Below are 21,208 nucleotides of genomic sequence, written 5' to 3'. Positions count from 1 at the left end.
CCACCAGTGACACACGGATTCCTCGCCCGCCCCAACGTGGTCGGCACGTTCGCAGCGAGCGCCTCGACGCACTGGGTGGCTTCCAGCGTCGCGCAATCAGTGTTGGAGCGTGGAGGCAACGCATTCGACGCCGCCACCGCCGCCGGCTTCGTCCTACACATCGTGGAGCCTCACCTCAACGGCCCTGGAGGCGATCTCGTCGGAATCGTTGCGCCCATCGGTTCGAAACCCATGGTCCTCTGCGGGCAGGGACCAGCACCGGCAAAGGCCACGATCGAGCATTTCGCGAACGAAGGACTGGACGCGGTCCCCGGTTCGGGGGCGCTTGCGGCCGCGGTCCCCGGCGCAGTCGATGCGTGGTTACTGCTATTGCGTGACCACGGAACATGGGACCTCGACGGCGTTCTCAGCTATGCCATCCACTACGCCACAGTCGGCCAGCCGCTGCACCCCCACGCCGCGGCCGCGATCGCCGCAGTCCAGGACCTCTTCCTCGAGCATTGGCCGACATCGGCCGCGCAGTGGTTACCCGATGGCAGGACCCCGCCCACGGGCACGATGGTGGGCAACCACACCTATGCCGACATGTTGCGCCGGCTGTGCCGAGAAGCCCGAGACGCCGCCGGTTCCGGCGCCACCCGCGCCGAGGTGATCGACAGTGCCCGGACCGTGTGGGCCCAGGGTTTTGTCGCAAAAGCCATCGAAGGGTTCTGTACGTCGACTCCCCACCTCCACTCGTCCGGCGCGATCCGTCGCGGCGTCATCGAAGCCAGTGATCTCACGGCGTTTCGAGCTACGTGGGAGGCTCCGGTGGTCATGGGCTTTCGCGGTTCACGGATCTACAAGAGTGGTCCGTGGGGGCAGGGCCCCGTCCTTCTTCAGTGCCTCAAGATCTTGGAGGGATTCGACGACGACGCACTGGACTTGACGTCGAAGGACGGCATTCACAATGTGGTGGAGACACTGAAACTGGCTCTTGCCGACCGCGAGGCGTATTTCGGTGACGGTCTTTCGAATTCCGCGCTCGCAAAGTTGTTGTCGAGCTCTTACGCCGCGACCCGACGTGCGCTCATCAGCGATCAGGCGTCCATCGAGTTTCGGCCAGGCCGCGGCGACGCGCTTCCCGCACCGTTCTACCCAACTCTTCGCACAGCGGCCGGTGAACAAGACGGGGCCGCCGGCGAACCCACGGTCACGCTTGCCGGAGCGGTGCGCGGCGATACATGTCATATCGACGTCATCGACCAACACGGAAATGCCATCTCCGTCACGCCGTCCGGTGGCTGGCTGCAATCCTCACCGACCATCCCGGAGCTCGGATTCGCACTCGGTACGCGCCTGCAGATGAGCCATCTCGATCCGGCGAGCCCGTCCGCACTACGTCCGGGTCGGCGGCCCCGAACCACCCTCAGCCCAACACTGGTGGATACCGGCGAGCGGTTGACGGTCCTGGGCTCTCCCGGCGGCGATCAACAGGACCAGTGGCAGCTGCTCTATCTTCTCCGCACGCTGGTGTCCGGTCTTTCGCCACAGGAAGCCATCGAGTCGCCCATGTTCCACACCACGAGCTACCCGGGAAGCTTCTGGCCACGAACCTGGGAGCCGGGCGGACTTGTTGTCGAAGATCGCATCGGCGCACCGGTCATTCAGCAACTCCGCGATGCCGGACACCGGATACGGCAAGCCGGCGACTGGTCACTCGGCAGACTGACCAGCGTGACCGCCGACAGGTCACGCGGCGTGATCACCGCCGCCGCCAATCCCCGTGGCGCACAGAACTATGCGGTGGGCCGTTGATGACATTCTCTGCAGCTTCCTGGGGAATGCTGGCCACGCCGTTCACCGACGACCTCACCCTGGACGCCGCCTCGATGCGGTCGTGCGCGACGACCCTGGTTGACCGCGGGTGCAGCGGATTGATCGCGTTGGGCGTCATCGCCGAACCCAACAGCCTCACCCTGGCCGAGAAACTCGGATCCATCGAGTGTGCACTGGCAGGTGGTGTACCCGTCATCGCGGGAGTCATGGCGATCGACGCAGCGCAGAGGCGTAGGGAAGCCCAGGCATTCGGCACCCGGTACGGATCTGACCTCAGCGCATTGATGCTTCCCGTCCTGTCCTCTGACGCCCGAGAACTGATTCGACAGGTGCACGAGGTTCAAGAGTCGTCCGGGCTGACGGTTGCGCTGCAGGACTACCCCGCATCATCGGGGGTGACAATCGATACAGACGCGCTGTTGGAAGTGGCGAGAGCAACCGGAGTGACGATCATCAAGAGTGAAGCCCAGCCCACGTTTCATCGCATCCGACAGCTCAAGGAGGCGGCACCCCACTTGACGCTCATGTCGGGCCTGGGTGGCTCAGGACTGATCGAGGATCTCGCAAGTGGAGCGACAGCCGCCGCAATCGGGATCACGCGTCCCGAAATCATCACCGAAACCATGCGCTTGTGGAGCCGTGAGGATCTCGATGCCGCGCGCGACCTGATCAGCTCGGTCGGTCCGCTCATCCACTTCGAAATCCAACAGGGGACCAGCATCGGGATTCGTAAAGAGCACTGGCGCAGGCAGGGAGTGATGGCGAGCGCCGCCGTGCGCCCACCTGCCATCCCCTATCAGCAGGCGTTTGCTCCACTGAGCCGTGGTCTCGGCTACTGACCACCGCCGGCTTATATGTCAGATCGAAACCTCAACTCGAAGTAGGAGACCCTCATGAACAACTCCACAGCACACCGCCTCGACAATATGGGCCAGGACCTGCCTGAGTTGCTCGGCTGGACCATGCCGGGGCTCAACCGACGAACGATCGTTGTCACCGGCGCAGGCAGTGGGATCGGTGCGGCGACGGCCCGTGCGCTGAAGGCGGCCGGGGCACGAGTTCTCGCCGTCGACCGCGACGCAGACGGGCTTCGCGCCACCGCGGAATCGGCGGAGGCCGGGCTGGAAACTCTCGCGGTGGATCTCATCGACCCGAAATCGCCTCAACAGATCGTCTCGACCGCCCTCGATGCGTTCGGGAGCCTGACCACACTTGTCCACATCGCCGGGGTATCGCGCTGGAGTCCGATGGCCGACGTCACTCGCGAAGATCTCGAATTCCACGTCGGGGTCAACGTCTATGCCCCGTTCTTCCTGACTCAGGCCGCACTTCCTCATCTCCGGGACTCACACGGCCAGGTGGTGTTCTGTGGATCGTCGACGTCTGCGTATCGCGGCGCGGCCGGCGCGGTCGGCTACGACGTCTCCAAGCATGCGGTGCTCGGAATGATGCGGGCTCTCGCGACCGAGCTTGCGCCCCAGGGGGTCCGTGTCAACGCCATCTCGCCCGGAACCACCGTCTCACCCATCAATGACTCTCTGTTCGAACGAGAAGGGTGGGTGGAGAACACTATTCCCAAAATTCCTGACGGTCGGTTCGCGCAACCGCACGAACACGTCGGTGCGATTGCCTATCTGATCTCGGATCTCGCGAAACATGTCTACGGGCATGACATCGTCATCGACGGCGGCCGACTCAGCAGCAGCTGATGCTCGTGCGGTCAAGAGATGGAACGGTGCGTCGCGTTCTGTTCGACCCAGCGAGCTGTTGTCTCATTGGATGAGCGGATGTGCGCCGACATCAGACGGCGTGCCGCCGCCCCGTCTTGCGCCTTGATGGCATCGGCAATCTCGGTGTGCTCCTGGACATTCTTGTTGAGCAGACGGCTGTTCCCTTTGTATCCGCCGTAAGACAGGTTGTGCGGGAGCTTCCTGCGTAGCTCCTTGATGCTGGTCGTGAGATGCCTGTTCCCAGCGGCCTCCAGTATCACCGCATGGAAGAGCTCGTTGGCCTGTACCCACTTCGCGGCCACATCGTCGTCGACCGAGACCGACGTTGCTATCTGTCGAAACGCCTGCAATGCGTTGTCGAGCTGGACGATCTGATCGTCGTCGATGCGCTCAGCTGCTAGTTCGGCCGCCAAACCCTCGAGCTCGGCGCGCACCACTCCGATCTCCAGCACGTCGTGACTCGAGTGCCCGTCGACGCGCGCTCCCCTGTTACGAACGATCGTGACAATGCCCTGCGCATTCAGGACGCGAAGTGCCTCACGCACCGGCGTTCGGCTGATCCCGAATTCCTTGGCCAGCGACTCGTGCCGGAGCCAGGTCCCGACAGGTATCTCACCTTTCAGAATCTGTCGGTGGATCGCGGCCGCCACCTGCTCACTCAGCGGCGCCTCATCACCGTCGTTACCGATCGCATCAGCAAACACATCTTTAGTCAACGCGCCGGTCCCTTGAACACAGTTCGATAGCGGTAACTGCGAACTTCATCCCACCATGTTGGCACACAGGCCAAGCGCTACGAACAGGAGCGAACCAACGCGGACCGTCGTGTTGATCGGATCGGGTACCGCCCGATCGTCTAACCTCTGCCAGAGGTGAACGGGCAGAATTCCCGATATCCCAACGCGTCGCCGAATCGCCCATTTCGAGATAGCCGAGTTTTCGTCCGTCGGACGTTTCTACCGGGTCGGACAACGTGCCCCTCCCCTACGCCGGCGTCAGTCGCTGCGCGGTACGGGATTCGGTTCCCCCTTCGGCGCGCTGCCAGCCGGCGCTGCCGAGCTACCCAACCGTCTCTCCGATGCCACCGGCGCCCGCCTACCTGGGTCTATACGCCGGCTCTTGCGGTCGCCGCTACGAGGTTGTAACCTCCGTCACCACAAAATGTAACCGGTTACCTCAGGCAGGTTTGATGTTCCCCAATGAAGCTCGAGTCGAGCTCAGCACGGTCGGCGCAGTGGGTGTGATTCGGCTGGTCAACCCACCGCTGAATCCGCTCACTAACGGCATGCGAACCCGGCTGCGAGAGATCGCCGAAGCAGTCACTACCCGCGAGGACATTCGAGCCGTCGTACTCACCTCGGGGAGTCCAGGTTCCCTTTCGGTCGGTTCTGACATCAAGGGGTTTCCAACGACGCCAGAGTCTGGCCGCGAAGTGTCAGCCGACGAACACGCGGCCTACGATGCGCTGGAGAATATGCCGCAACCACTAGTGGCGGTCATCCGCGGGCACACACTCGGCGGCGGGCTGGAATTGTCGCTTGTCGCCGATATTCGGGTGGCCGAAGACACTACTGTCATCGGTTTGCCCGAGGTTAAGGTAGGAGTCTTCGCGTCGGGCGGCGGCACGCAACGCCTGCCGCAGATCATCGGCGCGGGGCGCGCCCGCCACCTGCTCCTGCTCGGAGAACCGATCGATGCGGCCACGGCGCTGTCTTGGGGATTGGTGACCGCGTTGACACCCGAGGGTCGCGGTGAAGCCGAAGCAATGCGAATCGCCGACCAGCTCGCGCAACTACCCCAATTGTCCATGCGCGCTACCAAGCACTGCGTCAACACCGGCCTCACGCAGGGCCGCTCTGCCGGCCGAGAGGCTGAAATCGATTGTATCGCTGATGTTTACGGATCAGCTGACGCCAGCGAAGGCGTGCGCGCCTTCATCGAGAAGCGGCCGCCGAAGTTCACCCACCAATTAACGACGCCGGAAGGCTCCAACATATGAGACTCGTTGACGCCGACGAGGCAATCCGGGCCATCGCCTGCTACGACACCGTGCTGATCGGCGGCTCAGGCGGCGGCCACGCCGTTCCAGAGCGACTCCTCGAGGCGCTCGAAAACCGATTCTTGCAGGAGGCGCAACCCCGAGAGATCACCACAATTCATCCGGTTGGCCTGGGTGACAAGGCAACCAAGGGAGTACACCGGCTACGCCACCGCGGCCTACTCAAGCGCGTGGTCTGTGGGACCGTCGTAGACGCGCCGGGAATTGCGGATGCCGCCATACGCGGGGAGATCGAACTGTTCACAGTGCCCCAAGGCTCCTTGTCTCAACTGATGCGCGAATCGGCGGCACGGCGCCCAGGCCTGTTCACCGACGTCGGCGTCGGAACCTACGTCGACCCACGGAACGGCGGAGGCAGCCAGGGTGCAACCAGTGGCGAAACTCCCTCGGTAGCAATAGAAATCGACGGCAGGCCACTGATCCACTACAAGCCAGTCGATGCAAAGATCGCACTGCTGCGCGGCACCACCGCAGACGGGCTCGGCAACATCTCGATGGAGGGCGAAGCCTACTTCGGCGAGATGTTGTCGATGGCGCAGGCCGTGCACAACAATGGCGGCACCGTCATTGTGCAGGTCGCCCGCGTCGTCGACACCCACACCATCGCGCCCAAGAACGTCAAGATCCCGCATTTTCTGGTCGATCTGGTCGTGGTCGACGAGCACCAGCCCACTACCTACCTGACCACCAGTGCGGCGTACGCCGGTCAGGAACGGGTGGCCATCGATAGTCTGGAACCCCTGCCGACCGGCCCGCGAGGCCTCATCGCACGCCGCGCGGCACAGGAACTGCACAGCGGCGCGGTCTGCAATCTGGGGTCGGGGATCTCGACGGGCGTGTCGGTGGCGGCAGCCGAGTCCGGCGTGCTCGGCCAGGTGGTGCTCACCAATGAACAGGGACTGGTCGGCGGTCTGCCGATGAGCGGTCTCGACGCGGGCGCAGCCGTGAACTACGACGCCATGATCGACCAGCCATACCAGTTCGACTTCTATGATGGCGGCGGACTCGATATTGCCTTCCTGTCATTTGCCGAAGTGTCCGCCCAAGGCGATGTCAACATCAGCCGTTTCGGCGGTCGCATCGTCGGGGTCGGCGGATTCGTCAACATCAGCCAGAGCGCCCGCAAGGTCGTCTTCAGCGGCACCCTGACCGCGGGCGGTCTCCGGACCTCTTGGGACCCCGGCACCGGCAGATTGTCGATCGATGAGGAAGGCAACTTCCAGCGGTTCGTCTCAGCGGTCGAACAGATCTCGTTCAACGGCGCGCTCGCTCGCGACCGAGGCCAGACGGTGGTGTTCATCACTGAACGAGCAGTGTTCGAACTCAACGAGCACCGCCAACTCGAGCTCGCCGAGATCGCACCGGGTATCGACCTAGAACGCGATGTCTTGTCCCACATTGGTTTCGACGTGGCGTTGCCGCATGAACCCAAGGAAATGGACCGCGCACTCTTCGACCGGTCGTACTGACCACCAACCCATCCCCACCTCTTCCCCCAGACAAGGACCTCGCGCATGGCACAACAAGACTCAGCCTCCCCACCGCCGGTGGATCCGGTGCAGGAACGGCGGGTTCTGGTTGCAGGCACCGTCGGATCGATCGTCGAGTGGTATGACTTCGGCCTGTTCGGCGCGGCCTCGGCATTGGTGATCGGTCCGCTGTTCTTCTCCGAGGACCTCTCGCCTACGGCTGCCACTCTGGCTGCGTTCGCCACCTTTGCCGTCGGCTTTTTCGCCCGGCCCATCGGCGGAATGCTGATCGCCAACTTCGGCGACAAGTTCGGTCGCAAACCCGCGCTGATCTTCACCTTGGTGCTGATGGGACTGTCGACGTTCCTCATGGGATGCCTGCCCACCTATGAACACATCGGTCTCTGGGCACCGATACTGCTTGTGACACTACGGCTCTGCCAAGGCGCCGGCGCCGGGGCTGAACTCGCCGGCACGATGACGATCATCTCCGAGACGGTCCGCCCCAGCCGGCGCTGCTTTGCCACCGCAGTTCCCAACGGCGCCACAGCAATCGGTTCGGCGCTTGGTGTGGTGACCTTCCTGATCGTCGCCACCCTGTCCGGTGACGCATTCCTCACCTGGGGCTGGCGGCTGCCATTCCTGTTCAGCGCAGTCATCTTCCTGGTGGCGGTATTCATCCGCAACAAGGTGGAGGAAGCACCGGAGTTCGTTGCCGCCAAAGAGCGCGCCGAAAGGAAACACCAGGTAGCCCGGGTGCCGGTGGCGCGTCTGGTCCGCGAGCACTGGCGTCCGGTCCTGATCGGTTTCGGCGTGATGGTCGGCCACCAGGCCATGTCCTACATCACCACCACCTTCGCGCTGAGCTACATCACCACGAACCTGTCCATGCCGCGCAGCGTCGCTCTCACCGCGTCACTGATCGCCTCGCTCGTCGGCGCCGTGCTCGCGGCCGTTTTCGGCGCCGTGGCCGACCGCACCGGCCCGTCGAAGGTCATCACGTTCGGCGCGGCGTTCTGCCTGCTGATGGCGTTCCCGATGTTCGTGCTGATGGACACTCGCGCACCGGTCCTCATCGGCCTGGCGCTCATCCTGACCTACTCGGTGTCGTTCGGTGCGATGGCAGGTGGGCAGGGCGCTTTCCTGGTCCAGCTGTTCCCCGCCGAGGTCCGGTTCTCCGGCGTTGCCCTGTGCCGCGAACTTTCGGGCACCCTGATCGGCGGACCTGCCCCGCTGGTGGCGGCCAGTCTCGTCATCGCGGCCGACGGCAGCCCGTGGCTGGTCGGGGTACTGCTGGCGGTGTGCTGCGTGGTAACTCTCGTGTCGTTGCGTATCGCCGCGGCCCGCATCCGCAGGCAGTCATCGCTCGCGACGCCGACACTCGCGACGGCGGGCGGCCGATGACGGAGCACGGCGATCCATTCCGGCTCGACGGGGAGGTCGCGCTGATCACCGGTGGCACAGGGGGTCTCGGAATGTCGCTCTGCCGCGCGTTCGCCGCTGCCGGCGCTGCAGTAGCCGTCCACCACCTCGACGACGCCTACGGTGCAGACACGTTGGCGAGCGACCTCACCGCCGGCGGCGCGGCGGCCTGCGCGGTGCAGGGTGACATTACCGACCAAGCCGCGGTGAACCGGATGTTCGATGAGGTTGCCGAACGGTTCGGGCGGTGCACCGTCTTGGTCAACAATGCGGGAATGATGGAGGAAACGGCATTCGTCGACATGCCGCGAGCCTCATGGGACCGCACCATCGCCGCCGATCTAACCGGGCCCATGCTGATGTCGCAGCGCTTCACACGTCAGCCCGAGCCCCGCGGGGCGATCGTCAATGTCTCGTCGCAACTGGCGCTGAAAGGCGCGCACAACTTTGTGTCGTATTCGGCGGCCAAAGCCGGTGTGCTCGGGCTGACCCGTGCGATGGCCCGCGAACTCGGGCCAGACATCCGGGTGAATGCCATCGCTCCCGGCCCCGTACTTACCCCGTTGATCACCGACCTGGCAACGGATTCGGACTGGGTGCACCAGCGCACCCAGGGCTCGGTGACCCGTGAGATCGCCACCCCCGAACAGGTCGCGCCCACCGTAGTGTTTCTCGCATCGCCGGCGGCGGCCCTGCTGCACGGTCAGACCCTTCACGTCAATGGTGGCGGAGTCATGCCGTGACGGCGCGCAATCGCTGACCGCATAGAATTTCGCCGATGACTGTGCGGCCCGAAGCAAGGAAGCCGACGGTCCGCGACGTTGCGGCCGAGGCTCAGGTCTCCGTGGCCACAGTGTCCCGGGTTCTTGCGGGAGCATCCAAGACAGTGTCCGACCGCACCCAAAAACGTGTCCTGGACGCTGCCGCGCGACTTGGTTACGAGGTGAACATCGCGGCCAAGTCGCTGGCGACGGGCCGTAACGGCAATGTGGCGGTGCTGGTTCCCGAGCTGACCAACCAGCACTTCGCGATCATTGTGCAATCCGTCATCCATGCCTCCACCAGGGATTCCATGCATGTTTTCGTGGCAGACTCTCTGAATTCGCCGCGCGAGGAAGCTCCGTTGGCGGCCGAGATGCTGCTGCGTTCGGACGGTCTGATCCTCTGCAGCCCGCGCTCGTCCTACAAGGATCTGCACTCGGTCCTCAATGCCGACAAACCGGTGGTCACGATCAACCGCCCGTTCCCGGAGGCGGTCCGGGCGTCGTCGGTGCGCACAGACGTCGTCGATGCCACCGAGCAGATCGTGGCCGGGCTGCTCCAATTCGGCCACCGTCGTTTCGCCTTCGTCGTCACCGGGCAGGGCTCTCAGCAGAATGCCATCCGCTGGGGTGTCATCCAGCGAATGGTCGCGGCCGCGGGCGCGGATGCGGTCATGGCCGATCTTTCCGAACCGCTCGGCGATCTCACCTGCGAGCTTCGCCGCCTGGTCGATTGCGGTTGCACCGCAATCGTCTCGGTGAACGATCTGACGGCGACGGCGGTAATGTACGCGCTGTCAGAGATGGGCCTGCGGGTTCCTGCCGACATCTCGGTCTCCGGTTTCGATGACACTCCGCTCGCCCGTTGGGTGACCCCGAGGTTGACCACGGCCCGCATGCACGAGGAACAACTCGGCCACGCCGCCTGGGAGGCGATGAAGAAATTGCTGTCCGCGACACCCGAATCCACGAACATCGAATTCCACGCGGAGCCGATCTTCCGGGATTCCACCGGTCCTTGCCCGCCCTGAACGGTGGGATGGTCACAAGCCGGCGATACCGTCGATCATCGCGTTGACAGCGGCCTGAGCCGGCACCGATGCCCAAGCGTCACTGAGCACTTCGACCTCGACCAAGCCCCGATACCCGGCAGCCCGAGACAGTTCGAGGAACGTGCGTAGGTCGATGCTTCCCTGCCCCGGCATGCCGCGGCCGCGCAGTTGATTGTGTATCGGAACAACCCAATCGCTGATCTGCACCGAGTGAATGCGTGCCGTGCTACGCGATAGCAGTTCCGGATACCTGATATCCCAGAACACATGGTAGGAGTCCAGCGCGATCCCCATGTTCGGATGACTGATCGTCTCCACGATGTCGAGGGCCTCCCCCAACGAAGTCACCACCGACCGATCCGCGATCATCATCGGATGCATCGGCTCGACCGCCAGCATCACACCAGACGCGGCCGCGTGCTCACTGAGGGCACCCAGCCCGTCCGCGACTTGCTCACGCGCCCTGCCCAAATCACGTCCGGGCGCAGCCCCGCACACCACGACCAGACAGTCGGCGCCGAGTTCGGCCGCCTCGTCGACGGCGCGCCGGTTGTCGTCGCGGATCTCTACACGTTCAGACTCGGTACGGTGAGGGAACATCCCGCCACGGCATACCGAAGTGACCTGCAGGCCCGAGGCGGCGATCCGCTGGGCAGCGCGAACCACCCCCTCTGCCGCGTAGATGTCGCGCCACAGCCCCACACCGGGAATACTGTTGGCACAGGCGATCTCGATGAGACCATCCAGATCCAGTGACGGCACCGTGGCCGAATTCAAACTGAGCTGTGCAGCGTCCACTATCAGCCGAGGCCTTGGGCCGCGAAGTACATCCGGGCCCGCTGCTCAGTGAACTCCGGGTCGGGAAAGTAACTGATGGCATCGGCGCAGCGGATCAGTTCGGCGAGGTAGCTCAGGTCACGCCCGGCTTCAAGGCCACCCAGCATCCGAAAATGTGACTGCTTGCCAGTGAGGTATGCCAGCCAGGCGATGCCCACCTTGTAGTACTGGGTCGGCCGCTGAAAGATGAGCCGGCTCAGCTGCTCGGTGGGTCCGAGTACCGTGCGGAATCCGTTCTCGTCACCGGAATCCAACGCCTTCAACGCCGCTGATGCCCACGGGGCCAGTGCCGCGAAAGCACCCAGCAGGGCATGGCTGTGTCCGTTACCGTCACCGGCAATCATGTCGGTGTAGTTGAAGTCGTCTCCGGTGAACACCGGTATCCCCGACGGAATGCGTTGCCGCAGTTCGATCTCATAGCGCGGATCGAGTAGTGAAATCTTGATGCCGGCGATGCGACTGGCGTTCTGGCTGATGAGTTGCAGCACTGTCTCCAGTGCAGCCGCAGGATCTGGGTCTCCCCAATATCCGTCGAGGGCAGGATCGAACACGCTTCCCAACCAGTGCAGGATGACCGGACGGTCGGTGTTGGCGAGCAGTCGGGAATACACGCTGAGGTAGTCGTCAGCAGTACGGGCGGTGGCGGCAAGGTGGCGGCTCGCCATGATCACCGCGGTGCCGCCGAGGCTTTCGACGAACTCAAGCTGTTGCGCGTAGGCACCGGTGATGTCATCCAGCGAGGTATCACCGGGTTTGAGCTGATCGGTGTTGACGCCCACCACCGTGCCGCCCCCGTCGCGCGGGTCCTCAGTGAGGGTCAGCCGGGCCAGTTCCATCGCGTCGGCCCCTGTGAGCCCCATACTGCGTTGCGCGGTATCCATCGACTCGGCGATTCCCAGCCCAACGCTCCAGATATCGCGGCGCAGAGACAGCGTGGCCTCCCAATCAATGGCCCCCGAAACGATGCTCGTCGATACCGGGTCGGCCACGACGTGGCTGGCCGCGTAGACCGTGCGGCTGCGCGGCGGTGTCGCCGAGACATCGAGATCAGGACGTGGAGTCAGCTCGATGACCGAACTCGAACCGTCGGATGCGGGAAGCGAAAGTGACATTGCCCTACCTTAGGTAACCGGTTACCTTTTAAGCGTACCAATACCTCAGACGAAAACCGGAGGCCCTTTCGATGATGCCGCGCGGACTGTCCTGGCCCAACCTGACCGAAGGCCAGACGTTCCAATCGCCAGCCCGAACCATCACCGAATCCGACGTGGTGTCCTTCGCTGGAATGACCGGTGACTACAACCCGATGCACGTCAACCGCGAGTTCGCGGAGAACTCGGCGTTCGGCGAGCGAATCGCCCATGGATTGCTGGGGCTGTCGATCGCGCACGGGCTGATGTTGGGCAGCGGACTTCTCGGCGACAATGCCATCGCCTTCCTCGGCCTGTCGGAGTGGAACTTCCGGGCACCGATCCGGCTGGGTGACACCATCCACGCTGACTTCGAGATCGTCGAACTGCGGCAACGCACCTCACACCCCGACCAGGGCATCGTCACCTTCTCCGTGCGGGTGCTCAACCAGCACGGAGAACTGACTCAATCAGGACGCAAGGCGATCCTGATGCGCACGGCGAATACGGACCCATCCCGAGCTATGCCAAAACCTAATGCCATCGAGTAGCTCGATACTGCCGATCGGCTCGGACACTCGTTCAAGAAACGCGCGTGCGACTGGTGGCAACAATCGGTTGTCTTTCCGCCGTCTGCTTCAGACCTCCGGTGAGCGCTCGGTGTAAATCGTTGTGGTTGGGCCTTTTCGGTCGCCCGGGGTTATCGTGGTGCTTCGGCGAATGGAGGTCAGATGAGTTCGGAGACGCCCCGTGACAGAACCGGCGCCGCCACCACCATCACCGAACACCCCGACCGGTTCACGATCGAGGTCGACGGCCGCCAGGTCGGAATCGCCGACTACCACGACCACGACGGCCGCCGCACGTTTCCGCACACCGAGGTGCTGCCCGAGTGCCGTGGCCGCGGGCTGGCCACCATCCTCATCGCCGAAGCGCTGCGTTCCACACGTGCCGCCGGGCTGCGGATAGTGCCGACATGCTGGATGGTGGCCGAGTACATCGACAAGCATCCGGAGTACGCCGATATCACCGACGCCCGGTGAGATCCTGACCGGCGCAGGCTTTGCTGGCCAGACCGAACGATTGCCACCCACGTAGACATCCGGGTTATCGTGAACCACTGTGGCCAACTTAGATCGTCGACGCATGATGATGCTGTCCGGACTGGGCGCGCTCGCAGCGGCCGCGCCCGTCCCGCTAGCCAATGCCCTGCCGACCAAGCCCCAGACACCGCCGGTCCCGGCGCCGTCTGCACCGCAGTCCGCGGTGAACTACGTGTTCGCGGACGAATTCGACGGGCCTGCAGGCTCGGCGCCCAGCGCGTCGAAGTGGACCATCGCGAAGGCCCGCGAGACCATCAAGGACCCCACCTACTGGGAGCAGCCCGGCCGGATCGGCCAGTACCGCGACGACCGCAAGAACGCGTTCGTCGACGGCAAGTCGAATCTCGTCATCCGCGCCACCAAGGAAGGCGACACGTACTACGGCGCCAAATTGGCGAGCGTGTGGGAGGGCGGCGCCGGGCACACCTGGGAGGCCCGGATCAAGTTCAACTGCCTGACGCCGGGCGCCTGGCCGGCCTTCTGGCTGGGCACCCTGGGCGAGGGTGAACTCGACATCGTCGAGTGGTACGGCAACGGTAAATGGCCGTCGGCGACCACCGTGCACGCCAAGTCGAACGGCGGTGAATGGGAGACCCACAACATCGCCGTCGACACTGGGTGGCACACCTGGCGGACCCAGTGGGATGCCAACGGCGCCCGGTTCTGGCAGGACTACACCGACGGTGCGAAACCCTACTTCGAGGTCCCGGCGAGCGCCCTGCCCGACTGGCCGTTCAGCCAGCCGGGTTACACGATGTTCGTGGTGCTGAACCTCGCGGTCGCGGGCTCGGGCGGCGAAGATCCCAGTGCCGGTACGTATCCGGCCGACATGCTCGTGGACTACGTCCGCGTCTGGTAGACGTCGCTTTACGGGACTGCCTGAGGTGTCACCAGAAATTTCTCACCGGTCGCCCGCTTGAGGTAGCGGTTGAATGCGTCGGGTTTGAGCAGGCCGGCCAGGGAGACCTCTTGGGTGTAGGTGCTGGCGAACGTTGTGGTGAGTTCCGCGGCGACGCGGTCGCGCAGCCTGGCGATGGTATCTGGGCCTGCACCGGCGAGAAACGGCGTGAGCAGCCAACCACCCACGCCCCAGGCCATACCGAAGTTCCTGGTGAGAATGGTGGGGCCGGTGTCGAGGCCGCCGTAGATGTACACCTGCTTGTGGACGGCCGAGCCATATCGGGAGTACTGCGTCGCGGTCGCGTTGGCCGCCTGCTCCATGCCGTTGAGGATCTGACTTGCCAGCGTGCCGCCACCGGTGGCGTCGAACGCGAGCGTCGCCGATGTTGCCTTGAGGGCCTCCAGGAGATCGGCCTCGAAGGACGGGGACGTCGAGTTGCAGACGTAATCTGCGCCCAGGTTTCGCAGGATTTCCTCCTGTTCGGCCTTGCGGACGATGTTGACCAGTGGCACCCCGTCGGCGAGGCAGACCTTGACGAGCATCTGGCCGAGATTCGACGCCGCGGCGGTGTGCACCAGAGCTGAATGTCCCTCGCCGCGCATGGTTTCCAGCATTCCCAGCGCGGTGAGGGGGTTGACGAACGAGGAGGCGCCGTCCTTCGCGGTGGCCCCATCGGGCAGCACCAGACACGCCGCGGCATTGACCACCCGGTACTGCGCGTACATCCCGCCACCGGCGATCCCCACCGTCTTGCCGAGCAGGGCTTGCGCCGACGGCGATTCCCCTGCCGCCACCACGGTGCCCGCGCCCTCGTTGCCTACCGGCAAGGAGGTGCCGACGCGTGCCGACAGGCCTGCCAAGGCATCCGGCCGCAGTGGTGCGTTGACAACCGGACGCTCCGGGGTGCCTTCGATCGTCGCCGCCGACATGTCGGCCCCGGGAGTCAGCACACCCAGATCCGACGGATTGACCGGTGCCGCTTCGACCCGCACCACGACTTCGTCAGTATTCGGCGCTGGCACCGGCACCTCGTGCAGCGACAACTCCAACGTGCCGTCTTCTGTCACCAACGACCGCAATTCCAAGCCGGTCTCGGGTGGCGCCTGGGTCATCGGTGTACCTCGTTCCGGTAGTCGAAACCTCACCTGAACACTACGTCCGAGAGCGCCCGTGGCCTTATTCGACTGCAGGGCGTAGCGTTTCTACAAATCAATCTTGTAAAAACACGGAGGGTGGCACATGAGCATCGTCGAACGCAGCACCGGGACCGTCTGGGAGGGTCCGCCCGCATCGGCAACGGGACGACTGAGCTCCGGCAGCGGAGCCTTGACCGGACTCGACGTGACCTGGGCCGAACTCGAATGACGACACCCCTCGGCGCAACCCTGGAACGCGAACACCGGACGATCGATGACGCGATCCTGCGTTTCGTCGACGCAGGTCCCTCCGCGGCGACCCGCGAGCAGCACATCGCGTTGCTCGACGCCGTCGCGGTGCTCCGGCGCCATATCTATCTCGAAGAGCAGTACCTGTTTCCGCCGCTGCGTGCGGCCGGCCTGGTCGGTCCGGTGATGGTGATGGTGCACGAGCACGCACTGATGTGGCCGCTTCTGGACCAGATCGAACGACTGGTCGCCGACCGGGATTTCGACAACGCTGCGCAGCAATGCCGGAACCTGTTGGAAATGCTGAACTCTCACAACATGAAGGAGGAGCGCATCCTCTACCCGCAGGCGGACACCCTGCCGCAGGGAGATCTCGACGAATTGGCCGAGTTACTCAGCACCGCCGAGCTTCCCGCGGGTTGGGTGTGCGGCGGAGTGACGATCACCTGAAATCGACACCGGCTCGCGCCGGCCATGCTGGAATCGTGGTCATGACGCAGCAAGAGCCATTGGCCATGCCCCTCGAAGAGGCGATGCGTACCCAACGTGCGATCCGTCGGGTGAGGAGCGACCCGATTGACGACGCGCTCGTGCTCCACCTTCTGGAGTTGGCCATGAAGGCGCCGACGGGTTCGAATGCGCAGAACTGGGAGTTCATCGTCGTCAAGGACCGAGAGATCGTCGCAAAACTTGGCCGCCTGAACCGTCGGGCACTGCAGGTCGGCGCCGGGATCTACAAGCGCATCGCCGCCCGCCGCATGGGTGACCAGGATGACCAGATGCTCAAGATCGAGAAGGCCGTGCGGTGGCAAGCCGAGCACTTCGACACGATCCCGGTCGTCGTGGTGGCCTGCCTCAAGGGCGTCATCCCCGTCTGGCCGCCGGTGGCGACGACCAGTGCCTACGGCTCCATCTATCCGGCTGTGCAGAATCTCCTGCTGGCGGCGCGTGCGGCCGGATTGGGCGCGGCGCTGATCACCTTGCCGTTGTGGAACAAGCTCTTGGCGAGGCGCGCCCTGGGCCTGCCGTGGAACGTGACTCCGTGCGCGGTCATCCCGCTCGGCTGGCCGATGGGTAAGTACGGTCCCACCACGCGTCGCCCGGTCGGCGAGCTGGTATCGCTCGACCGGTACGGCAATCGTGCGTTTCTGCGGGCGACTGCTGATTGACAGTTTCCGGCCCGCTCAACATGCCCTCGGCGCGCCAGGACGGTGATTTGGCGTCAATCGAGAGATGATACGAGTGTGGCTGATGTTGCAAATGTGACTGAACCGGATCCGGCACCCGCGGTGTCGGCCGACCCGGCCGCTGCGGCCAACACCGAGGAACCGCAGCCCGCCGAGACGCCGACCGAACCCGAGGCGGCCCCCACCCCGCCGCCGACGGCGAAGCGGACATGGTCAGCACCGAAGGCCCCACTCACCCGCGAGCAAGCCGACGAGATCGGCCGGGTTGCGCTCAAAACCATACTGAGCATCGCCCGTTTCATTGCCGACGTCGCTCGATACGGCCTGCGCATCGCCAAACAACTGTGGCGGGCGATCGACGCAGTGCCGCCCACGCTGCAACTGCTCTTCGTCGCGGGCCTCGTCATGCTCCTGGGTCTTGTCGGGTCGATCGCGCTGACCAACTCCCTCGGCTTGATCTGCACCGTGGTGGTGGTGCCGGTCTGCTCGATCACCCTGGGTGCGCTCGGGCACCGCTGGTACAGCGGTCTCGGTGAGCAACGGACGCAGACCGCTACCGAGGCGCCAGCCGCCTCGGACCTACAGCGTTCAGTCGAGTACGTCGACAAGAAGCTCGCGGTGGCACTCACCTCGTTCGGCACCGAACGTCACCAGCAGGCCGTGATCGCCCTCTTCCAGGCGAAGACGGCCGTCGAGCTCACGCTGGGAACCGAGCAGGACCCCGCGAGCTACGTCGACATGCCACTGCCCGCCGACGAGCACACCCTCCGACCACGGATCCGCGTCGGATCGGCATCGAAATCGCATTTGCGGGAGAGCAATTCGTTGGCGGCCTCGTGAGCGGACAGCAGATCACGGGTCAGGTCGCACTCGTCGAGGACGACTACACGCTCGTCCTCAACCGGGGGGCCGAGGCCGGTGTGACCCCGGGAATGGTCTTTGCGGTGCGTTCCACCACCGGCCAGGTGATCACCGATCCGGAATCCGGCAGAGAATTGGGCACGCTCAGCCGAGAGGAACTCCAGGTGCGGGTGTTCGACGTGCACCCGTTGTTCGCCCGGGCGCACACTTTCGTGCGGACCGACGACTTCTACGGCCTGCTCCGACTCCCATTTGTGGAGCCGTCGGATGCCGACGTTGTCACCGTCAACGTCGGCGATACCGTCGCGCTGGTAGCCAGCGAACCACACTCCTATCAAGCCGAGCGCAGCGAGACAGCCTGAGGGGACGTCGGTTACACCGAGCATTTGCCCCCGGTGAACAGATCGCACGTGGTCTCCACGCCATTGAGCACGCCGGTCGGGATGGAGGTGATGAAGTCGATGGGGCTGATGGCCCGCAGCGACGTGAGATCCTCGGCCTTCTGGGTGCCGATCAGCACCGCTACCGCGTTGCCTTCAGCCGTGCTGATCGTAAACGTGTCATCGCCGTCACCGTATTGCCCCGCACAGTCGGCGCCCGTCTTGCACGCCCCGGTGGCGGGATCGATGTTCTCGTCGAACATGTCGTTGATCCATCCGCTTGACAGCTCACGGATGGCCAACGGGTTCTGGGGCTGCGGGAATCCGGCGACCACGTAGGCCACGACCTGAATCAGCGGATTCCCGCCCTGCATCGAATCCATGTGCACGCCGTCTTCGAGCACCACGCCGGTGAACTGTCCCGGCCTGGCCTCCGACAGCTGGGCGTTGACGTCGCTGAACACGTTGAGGTAATTCAGCGGGGCACCGATTTCGTAGATCGGGATGTAATCGCCTCCGTCGTCGTCGCTGGGATCGGCGGTCCCGTTCGTTTCCAGTTCGTCGAGCCGGTCCATGGCATCGGGAATGATGGAGCCCATCGGCACCGCGTCGTAAACCACCACGCCGGCAAGCTGATTCGGTGCCTCGAGACCTTGGTCGCGCCGGCGGGTCAATCCTTCGGCGTAGTACCCGGCGACCCCGGGCGCGAAGCCGCCGCCGAGCGAGTGCCCGACGAGGACGAACTCCATCGGTACGTCGACGTTTTCGGTACGGCCTGCCTTCAACTCCGCGGTATCCATGCTGGCGTTGAGCGCAGTGCGGTCCGGGTCGAGGAACAGTTGAGCGACCGACTCGTGCAGCTTGTCGCCGCCGAGCCACATGCCGTCGGCCTCGAACGGGTTCGACGTGAACGTGGTGGTGACCACGATGCTGTTGGTCGATTGGGCCAGGTACGACGCGGTGTAACTGTAGAGCGGGCCGTTCGCCAGGAAGCCGTGCTGCAGGTAGATCATCCGGGTCGGTGCAGCCTCACCGTCCGCGGATGTCGGGAAATACCAGTTGGATTCGACTTCGTGGCCCGGCGAGACGACCAGTGTGGACGTACTGACCTCAACCGAGTCGCGCAGTGGCGGCGGTACCACCGGGTCGCCGCCGACGAGCCGTTCCAGCGTGGCCATGGTGTCGAACAGGACGTCACCGATCACCGACAACGGTTTGGGATAGTGCTGCGGCTCGGGATTGAGCGTCACCGCGCCGAGGCTGCGCAGTACGTCGTGGACCGCTTCGAGGGGGTCCTCGTGGGCTGGAGCTTGGACCGCCGCAGCCAGGCTTACCGCGCCGTCTGTGTCGGGCTGGTCCGCAGTGGCCGGCTTCAGGGCGTCGCGCAACTTCGTCACCTGCAGGCCGAGCTGCTCACTGGCTGTTGCCGGACTCGAGGCCGGTGCGCTCTGCCGCTCACGGTGGGCGGCGAGCGCCGACCGGATGCTGATCGGCGGTCGGACCCGAACCTCGACCGCGCTGGGTGGCTCTTCGGTGGCTTTCGGCTTCGCGCTGATGCCGCGCACCGCGTTCCGAACATCGCGGGTGGCCTCGCGAAACTCGCTGCGCGCCTTGGCCCGAACTGAATCAGCGAGTTGGCGGGCGGGCCGTTGCGTGTCCTCGGTGCGGGACAGGCGTTGTGTGGTCTTGGTCTTCGTGTCGGCCTTGGTCTTCGTATCAGCGGCCGTGTCGCCTGAAGCTTCGGATTTCGGCCGCTGCTTCACCGCGCGCGTTTTCCGGTGCTGAGATCGCTGGGTGGAGTCGTTCTGCGTGGTCGACGGCTTCGCGTCCTGCTTCGAGCCACCGTCGTCATCGGCGTGGGCGGCCCCCGCCCCGGCCAGCACGGCCGCCGACAGTCCGGCCGTGAAAACTCCAGCACCAACCCACGCAGTTGCTCGTGTCATTGCCCGCTCCCCTGTGCGTCGACCCCGTGTGCGTCGACCTCGGCCTTTGGCACGCTAACCGGCGAACCGGGATTCCGGGCGGGATTTGACGAGATCAGTTCCCTAAAGGTGGCCGGCCACGAAATCGGCTGCCTGCGCGACTTTTCCGGACTGCACGTAGGACACGTGAGCGCCCATGTCCCAGCCGCCTTCCCAACAGATGGGGTCGCCGTCATTGCACTGATCGATGGCGTTGGCGGCGTACTGGGGCGCAAGCGTCGGCAGGGTCCGCGCGGCGAGCATGCCGGAGAAGCTGGTGCGCGGCGTACCGAACAGGGCGGTGGCCGCTACGTGTTCAGCGATATTCGGAGACGCCTCGTTGGTGGCCAACTCGATGATCCCCGCACCCTGCGAGTAGCCACCGAGCACCATCTTCGTGTTCGGGCAGTTGGCCGCGGTGGACTCGATGAGGGCTCGCGCCGCGTCCGTGCCGGCAGCCGTGCTGGTGTTGAAGTCGTTGCTGGCCGGGTAATCGACCGGCGCCGCGTCGACGGTGCGTGGCGCCACCCGGGTGCGCAGATCGTCGACGAACGGACCGCCGACACTGCCCAAGCCCGGCGGCTCGTTGGTCCCCCGGGCGAACACCACCTCGACGTCGGGGCACGGCGCTGCTGAGGCCGACGCGGGCGTAATCGTCGGGACTGCGGTGGCCACTGCCGCGAACGCCAGGATCAAAGCGAGTTTGGTGGTCATAGCGACCGATGGTAGGGCCGTGCCGGTCAGTCTCGCCGCCCGGCGCGGTCGGCGAAAGCATCGAGGGCGGCGAGTACTTCAGGAGAACGCCACACTCGATTGCGGGGCCCATTGGTCGTCTCGATGAGGATTCCCGCCTCGGCGAGGGGATTGAGATAGCGGTGAGCGTTGGTGGACTCGATGCCCAATTCCTGCGCCAGCAGCGCAGCGTTCACGACCGAAGTGAAGTCACCGCACCCGGTTAACTTCACTTAATTGAGTAAGTGAAGTTAAAGGTTCCGAGTTACTTCATCTAGTGTCCTGAGTCATTAATTACGGCTCAGTTGTTAAACTAGGCCGTGCCCAGTCCTCAGGCTGCCGTGATCGTGTTGACCGACGCTGAACGTGCCGAGTTGGAGGGGTGGGCTCGGCGTCGGACCAGCGCGGCAGGCTTGGCGT

At 64.5% G+C, this 21,208-nt stretch carries 23 protein-coding genes; 16 read left to right on the top strand and 7 right to left on the bottom strand.

Translation table 11 applies throughout. The features are described 5' to 3' along the window. Positions 1-6 precede the first annotated feature (6 nt). Genes M1247_RS04355 through M1247_RS04345 form a run of 3 tightly spaced genes read left to right on the top strand, consistent with a single transcriptional unit; the run spans position 7 to position 3,527 of the window. The gene (locus tag M1247_RS04355; RefSeq protein ID WP_317155055.1) at positions 7-1,797 is read left to right on the top strand and encodes a gamma-glutamyltransferase family protein; all 1,791 of its coding nucleotides are present in this window, start codon (positions 7-9) and stop codon (positions 1,795-1,797) included. After that, positions 1,797-2,657, top strand: a complete 861-nt coding sequence (locus M1247_RS04350) for a dihydrodipicolinate synthase family protein (protein WP_317155054.1) — start codon at positions 1,797-1,799, stop codon at positions 2,655-2,657. The genes M1247_RS04355 and M1247_RS04350 overlap by 1 nt, the downstream gene beginning before the upstream one ends. 54 nt (positions 2,658-2,711) lie before the next feature. Beyond that, positions 2,712-3,527 carry an SDR family NAD(P)-dependent oxidoreductase gene (locus tag M1247_RS04345; protein ID WP_317155053.1) on the top strand — a complete coding sequence of 272 codons (816 nt, stop codon included), beginning with the start codon at positions 2,712-2,714 and terminating at the stop codon, positions 3,525-3,527. Between the two features lie 11 nt (positions 3,528-3,538). Here the strand turns inward: M1247_RS04345 and M1247_RS04340 are convergent, their stop codons facing one another. Then, entirely contained in the window at positions 3,539-4,198 is a 660-nt protein-coding gene (locus tag M1247_RS04340) for a GntR family transcriptional regulator (RefSeq protein ID WP_317155052.1), read from the bottom strand. A 539-nt stretch (positions 4,199-4,737) separates the two neighbouring features. On the opposite strand from M1247_RS04340, the gene M1247_RS04335 reads away from it, so the two are divergent. Genes M1247_RS04335 through M1247_RS04315 form a run of 5 tightly spaced genes read left to right on the top strand, consistent with a single transcriptional unit; the run spans position 4,738 to position 10,290 of the window. Then, a complete protein-coding gene (locus tag M1247_RS04335; protein ID WP_317155051.1) occupies positions 4,738-5,547 on the top strand; it encodes an enoyl-CoA hydratase/isomerase family protein in 810 nt (269 codons plus the stop codon). Next, the gene (locus M1247_RS04330; RefSeq protein ID WP_317155050.1) at positions 5,544-7,076 is read left to right on the top strand and encodes an acyl CoA:acetate/3-ketoacid CoA transferase; all 1,533 of its coding nucleotides are present in this window, start codon (positions 5,544-5,546) and stop codon (positions 7,074-7,076) included. The genes M1247_RS04335 and M1247_RS04330 overlap by 4 nt, the downstream gene beginning before the upstream one ends. A 45-nt stretch (positions 7,077-7,121) precedes the next feature. Further along, complete coding sequence (locus M1247_RS04325) at positions 7,122-8,480, top strand: MFS transporter (protein ID WP_317155049.1); 1,359 nt, start codon at positions 7,122-7,124, stop codon at positions 8,478-8,480. Beyond that, positions 8,477-9,241: an SDR family NAD(P)-dependent oxidoreductase gene (locus tag M1247_RS04320; RefSeq protein ID WP_317155048.1), complete on the top strand. Its 765-nt coding sequence runs from the start codon at positions 8,477-8,479 to the stop codon at positions 9,239-9,241. Before M1247_RS04325 ends, M1247_RS04320 begins: the two co-directional genes overlap by 4 nt. Before the next feature lie 35 nt (positions 9,242-9,276). Continuing rightward, on the top strand, positions 9,277-10,290 hold the full coding sequence (locus tag M1247_RS04315) for a LacI family DNA-binding transcriptional regulator (protein WP_317155047.1): 1,014 nt from the start codon (positions 9,277-9,279) through the stop codon (positions 10,288-10,290). Between the two features lie 12 nt (positions 10,291-10,302). Here the strand turns inward: M1247_RS04315 and M1247_RS04310 are convergent, their stop codons facing one another. Together M1247_RS04310 and M1247_RS04305 are read right to left on the bottom strand one after the other, a co-directional pair. Then, positions 10,303-11,109: a sugar phosphate isomerase/epimerase family protein gene (locus tag M1247_RS04310; RefSeq protein ID WP_317155046.1), complete on the bottom strand. Its 807-nt coding sequence runs from the start codon at positions 11,107-11,109 to the stop codon at positions 10,303-10,305. A 2-nt stretch (positions 11,110-11,111) separates the two neighbouring features. Beyond that, a complete protein-coding gene (locus M1247_RS04305) occupies positions 11,112-12,260 on the bottom strand; it encodes a DUF993 family protein (RefSeq protein ID WP_317155045.1) in 1,149 nt (382 codons plus the stop codon). A 71-nt stretch (positions 12,261-12,331) separates the two neighbouring features. Between M1247_RS04305 and M1247_RS04300 the strand changes: the two genes are divergently transcribed. The 3 genes from M1247_RS04300 to M1247_RS04290 all read left to right on the top strand — a co-directional run bounded on the left by M1247_RS04300 (position 12,332) and on the right by M1247_RS04290 (position 14,240). Then, entirely contained in the window at positions 12,332-12,829 is a 498-nt protein-coding gene (locus M1247_RS04300; RefSeq protein WP_317155044.1) for a MaoC/PaaZ C-terminal domain-containing protein, read from the top strand. Between the two features lie 180 nt (positions 12,830-13,009). Beyond that, positions 13,010-13,321: a GNAT family N-acetyltransferase gene (locus M1247_RS04295; protein ID WP_317155043.1), complete on the top strand. Its 312-nt coding sequence runs from the start codon at positions 13,010-13,012 to the stop codon at positions 13,319-13,321. A gap of 79 nt (positions 13,322-13,400) precedes the next feature. Continuing rightward, entirely contained in the window at positions 13,401-14,240 is an 840-nt protein-coding gene (locus tag M1247_RS04290) for a glycoside hydrolase family 16 protein (RefSeq protein WP_317155042.1), read from the top strand. Between the two features lie 8 nt (positions 14,241-14,248). On the opposite strand, the gene M1247_RS04285 is transcribed toward M1247_RS04290, so the two are convergent. Beyond that, entirely contained in the window at positions 14,249-15,394 is a 1,146-nt protein-coding gene (locus M1247_RS04285; protein WP_317155041.1) for a zinc-binding dehydrogenase, read from the bottom strand. 127 nt (positions 15,395-15,521) lie between these two features. Between M1247_RS04285 and M1247_RS04280 the strand changes: the two genes are divergently transcribed. From M1247_RS04280 to M1247_RS04260, 5 genes are all read left to right on the top strand, one after another. Next, positions 15,522-15,647, top strand: a complete 126-nt coding sequence (locus M1247_RS04280; RefSeq protein ID WP_317155040.1) for a hypothetical protein — start codon at positions 15,522-15,524, stop codon at positions 15,645-15,647. After that, on the top strand, positions 15,644-16,117 hold the full coding sequence (locus M1247_RS04275) for a hemerythrin domain-containing protein (RefSeq protein ID WP_317155039.1): 474 nt from the start codon (positions 15,644-15,646) through the stop codon (positions 16,115-16,117). The genes M1247_RS04280 and M1247_RS04275 overlap by 4 nt, the downstream gene beginning before the upstream one ends. A 41-nt stretch (positions 16,118-16,158) precedes the next feature. Next, positions 16,159-16,836, top strand: coding sequence for a nitroreductase family protein (locus M1247_RS04270; RefSeq protein WP_317155038.1), 678 nt, complete (start codon positions 16,159-16,161; stop codon positions 16,834-16,836). Positions 16,837-16,929: 93 nt separating this feature from the next. After that, positions 16,930-17,694, top strand: a complete 765-nt coding sequence (locus M1247_RS04265) for a hypothetical protein (protein ID WP_317155037.1) — start codon at positions 16,930-16,932, stop codon at positions 17,692-17,694. Beyond that, positions 17,691-18,077: a phospholipase D-like domain-containing protein gene (locus M1247_RS04260; protein WP_317155036.1), complete on the top strand. Its 387-nt coding sequence runs from the start codon at positions 17,691-17,693 to the stop codon at positions 18,075-18,077. The genes M1247_RS04265 and M1247_RS04260 overlap by 4 nt, the downstream gene beginning before the upstream one ends. 11 nt (positions 18,078-18,088) lie before the next feature. On the opposite strand, the gene M1247_RS04255 is transcribed toward M1247_RS04260, so the two are convergent. The 3 genes from M1247_RS04255 to M1247_RS04245 all read right to left on the bottom strand — a co-directional run bounded on the left by M1247_RS04255 (position 18,089) and on the right by M1247_RS04245 (position 20,985). Continuing rightward, positions 18,089-20,038, bottom strand: a complete 1,950-nt coding sequence (locus tag M1247_RS04255) for a hypothetical protein (RefSeq protein WP_317155035.1) — start codon at positions 20,036-20,038, stop codon at positions 18,089-18,091. Between the two features lie 102 nt (positions 20,039-20,140). Then, positions 20,141-20,770, bottom strand: coding sequence for a cutinase family protein (locus tag M1247_RS04250; protein WP_317155034.1), 630 nt, complete (start codon positions 20,768-20,770; stop codon positions 20,141-20,143). Positions 20,771-20,796: 26 nt separating this feature from the next. Continuing rightward, positions 20,797-20,985, bottom strand: coding sequence for a hypothetical protein (locus tag M1247_RS04245; protein WP_317155033.1), 189 nt, complete (start codon positions 20,983-20,985; stop codon positions 20,797-20,799). Between the last annotated feature and the right edge of the window lie 223 nt (positions 20,986-21,208).

The sequence above is a fragment of the Mycobacterium appelbergii genome, from assembly GCF_032883035.1.
In the GTDB taxonomy this organism is placed as follows: Bacteria; Actinomycetota; Actinomycetes; order Mycobacteriales; family Mycobacteriaceae; genus Mycobacterium; species Mycobacterium appelbergii.
This window is presented reverse-complemented; position numbering and strand designations above follow the sequence as displayed.